This window comes from Nocardioides sp. AN3, from assembly GCF_054653495.1.
Window position 1 is genome coordinate 1 of sequence record NZ_BAAIGC010000068.1, and the last position, 3040, is coordinate 3040.

4 protein-coding genes are annotated in these 3040 nt (G+C 67.9%); 3 read left to right on the top strand and 1 reads right to left on the bottom strand.

Translation table 11 applies throughout. The annotated features are described in order from the left end of the window. Window positions 1-158: 158 nt before the first annotated feature. Window positions 159-845 carry a TetR/AcrR family transcriptional regulator gene (locus ACYQ1K_RS27735; protein WP_459986859.1) on the bottom strand — a complete coding sequence of 229 codons (687 nt, stop codon included), beginning with the start codon at window positions 843-845 and terminating at the stop codon, window positions 159-161. Between the two features lie 197 nt (window positions 846-1042). Between ACYQ1K_RS27735 and ACYQ1K_RS27740 the strand changes: the two genes are divergently transcribed. From ACYQ1K_RS27740 to ACYQ1K_RS27750, 3 genes are all read left to right on the top strand, one after another. Next, entirely contained in the window at window positions 1043-1438 is a 396-nt protein-coding gene (locus ACYQ1K_RS27740; protein ID WP_459986860.1) for a hypothetical protein, read from the top strand. Beyond that, window positions 1435-2607 (top strand): acyl-CoA dehydrogenase family protein, encoded by a 1173-nt coding sequence (locus ACYQ1K_RS27745; RefSeq protein ID WP_459986861.1) that lies wholly within the window; start codon window positions 1435-1437, stop codon window positions 2605-2607. Before ACYQ1K_RS27740 ends, ACYQ1K_RS27745 begins: the two co-directional genes overlap by 4 nt. Before the next feature lie 127 nt (window positions 2608-2734). After that, window positions 2735-3040, top strand: a 306-nt coding sequence (locus ACYQ1K_RS27750) for a 3-hydroxyacyl-CoA dehydrogenase NAD-binding domain-containing protein (protein ID WP_459986862.1), incomplete at its 3' end; no start/stop codon positions are given.

Below are 3040 nucleotides of genomic sequence, written 5' to 3' on the forward strand. Positions count from 1 at the left end.
GACCGCCTTGGCCGACCCGGCATGGACCGCCTCGTCGATACGCCGGTCGAGGTCGGCCAGCTTCCCCGCCGTCGTGTGCAGATCGGGAACGGACTCATCAGGCTGCGCGCTCACAGGCAGTGCTCTCCTCGGCTGAATCTGAGTGTCAGCCAATGAGACTAAGTGTCAGTGCGAGCAATGTCCACACCTGATGAGGTGCGGCGGTCGTCCTGCAGCTTGCGGAGGGCCGCGACGACCTCGTCGGTCGGCAGTCGAGTGTCCAGGACGATGACCTGCGATCCGGCGCTCTCCTCGCGGCTCTCAGCCATGCGAGTCACCTTGGTCACGGCCGCGGCAAGATCGGCATGCGGAGTATCGGTGCGCTTGAGCAGCCAGCGCCGCAACACGTGGTTGTGGGCGGCGACGACTCCTGCTCCGATCAGGTCGGCGGTCAAGTCGTCGTACCCCCACTGTGCCGTGTGGTCGCGGAAGACCCGCTGATAGCTGCGCAGGCTGCTTGTCTCCGCAGCTCGGAGAGCGGGGACCGAGCGCGTGAGCGCGTAGCGCTTCCGGGCGACGTCACCTTCCGCCAGATAGTGGTCGAGCACGATGGTCGCTGCCTCGATGAGCGCGATGGTCGAGGACATGCTGGAGGCACTCCGGAGCCTCAGATCCACCGCAGCAAGGAGCCGCTCGTGGTCGGGGAAGAGCACGGCCTCCTTCGAGGCGAACATCCGGAAGAACGTCGTCCGGCCGACGCCGGCCAGGGCTGCGATCTGGTCGACCGTGGTCTGCTCGAAGCCCTGTTCGCTGAACAGCGCGAAGGCGGCGTCGACCATCCGTGCACGGGTGTCCGTCTGCGGCATCTCCGCCTCCTCCTCGTCGTCGCCTGCTCGGTCCTGGCGTGCGCTGCTCGTCAGGCCCGGTCCTCGGAATCTAAGCGCACGCCAGGCCCACGGCCCGAGCACGCGCGCCTGTGGCGCGAGTCACGTGCCAGGTACGGCGCGGTACGGAGTACCATGTTAGAAGAACTGAGTACCAGCCTAGTCGCCCGAGGACGCCGATGACCCAGATGGACGCCACCTTCGACCAGCTCGTCGCGTCGTTCGCCCTTCCTGAGGCGCAGACGGCGGAATGGCTGGCGATCGGCTGCAGCGGGACGCTGCACGCTGAAGCCATCGCCTCCGTGTTGACGCTCGTCGGCATGGGCGCCCACATCGATGTGGGTCGCGCAGGGTGGCCGGCGACGGTGGAGGTCGACATCTCCTCGCGTGCGCAGGGGATGCGCGTGCTCGAGCTCGCTCGTGAGCTCGACCCGCGTGCAGAGGCGGTACGCCGGCGCGCGCGGGAGAGCTCGGTCCGCCTGACGGCGCGCCGCGCCGCCGAGGTCGATCCAGATCGCAGGCCGCCCTCCGCATCCGGAGTCGAGGCACAATCGTCTATGGAGGTCATGGCATGACGGCCGATTACCCCTTGTTCGCCCTCTCTGAGGAGCACGTGGAGATCCGGAAGGCGATTCGGGAGCTCTGCGAGGCGAAGATCGCCCCGTTCGCCGCGGAGGTGGATGAGGAGGCGCGCTACCCCCAGGAGGCGCACGACGCGCTGGTGGCCTCGGACTTCTATGCACCGCACGTGCCGGAGGCGTACGGCGGCGTGGGCGCGGATGCGCTCGCCACGGTGCTGGTGATCGAGGAGGTCGCGCGTGTCGATGTGTCGGCCTCGCTGATCCCGGCGGTGAACAAACTGGGATCGCTGCCGGTCCAGATCGGTGGCAGCGAGGAGCTGAAGAAGCACTACCTCGGTCTGCTGGCCGCGGGGGAGGGCGGATTCTCCTACTGCCTGTCCGAGCCCGACGCCGGCTCGGACGCCGCGGCCCAGAAGACGCGCGCCGTGCGTGATGGCGACGGCTGGATCCTCAACGGGGTCAAGCGGTGGATCACCAACGCCGGCGTCTCGGAGTACTACACCGTGCTCGCGATGACCGACCCCGACAAGCGGTCCAAGGGCATCAGCGCGTTCGTGGTCGAGAAGTCCGACGAGGGCGTGTCCTTCGGTGCGCCGGAGAAGAAGCTGGGCATCAAGGGATCCCCGACGCGGGAGGTCTACTTCGACAACGTCCGGATCCCGGGCGATCGGCTGATCGGAGAGGAGGGCCGCGGGTTCGAGTATGCGATGCAGACCCTCGATCACACCCGGATCACCATCGCCGCCCAGGCGGTCGGGGTGGCGCAGGGAGCACTGGACTACGCGCTGGGCTACATCGCCGAGCGCAAGCAGTTCGGCAAGCCGATCAGCGACTTCCAGGGCCTGCAGTTCATGGTGGCGGACATGGGGATGAAGATCGAGGCGGCCCGGCAGCTGACGTACGCCGCCGCCGGGCGCTCCGAGCGGGGTGATGCGGATCTGACCTTCTTCGGAGCCGCCGCGAAGGCGTTCGCCTCCGACGTCGCGATGCAGGTCACCACCGACGCGGTCCAGCTGTTGGGTGGCTACGGCTACACCCGCGACTACCCGGTGGAGCGGATGATGCGCGACGCCAAGATCACCCAGATCTATGAAGGGACCAACCAGGTCCAGCGCATCGTCATGGCCCGCCAGCTCCTCGCCGGGGTCCAGAGCAGCCTGTAGGAGCCGCTGCGATGTCTGATGACGCCATCGCCGTGCTTCCTGCACCCTCGCGTAGCGCGCGTTGACTCAGCTTCCACGTCTCCGGCTCCGGCCGGCGGCGTCACACACGAACAGACAGGAGTGACCCATGGCGGGGATCGAGAAGGTAGGCGTCATCGGCGGTGGTCTGATGGGGTCGGGCATTGCGGAGGTGTGTGCGCGGGCGGGCATCGACACCGTGGTGGTGGAGGTGAGCGAGGAGGCCGCGAAGGCGGCCGAGGCCAAGGTCCGCCGGAGTCTGGAGAAGGCCGCCGCCCGGGGCAAGATCACCGAGCAGGACCTCGACGAGACGTGTGCGCGGATCGCCTTCGCCACCGACCTGGGCCAGCTCAAGGATCGTGACCTGGTCGTCGAGGCCGCCAGCGAGCGCGAGGACATCAAGCTGGACCTGTTC

What these genes read in the sequence shown, in the direction of transcription:
- ACYQ1K_RS27740 (WP_459986860.1), top strand. Translation starts at nt 1,043, where the DNA reads ATGACCCAGATGGACGCCACCTTCGACCAGCTCGTCGCGTCGTTCGCC.
- ACYQ1K_RS27735 (WP_459986859.1), bottom strand. Translation starts at nt 845, where the DNA reads ATGCCGCAGACGGACACCCGTGCACGGATGGTCGACGCCGCCTTCGCG.
- ACYQ1K_RS27745 (WP_459986861.1), top strand. Translation starts at nt 1,435, where the DNA reads ATGACGGCCGATTACCCCTTGTTCGCCCTCTCTGAGGAGCACGTGGAG.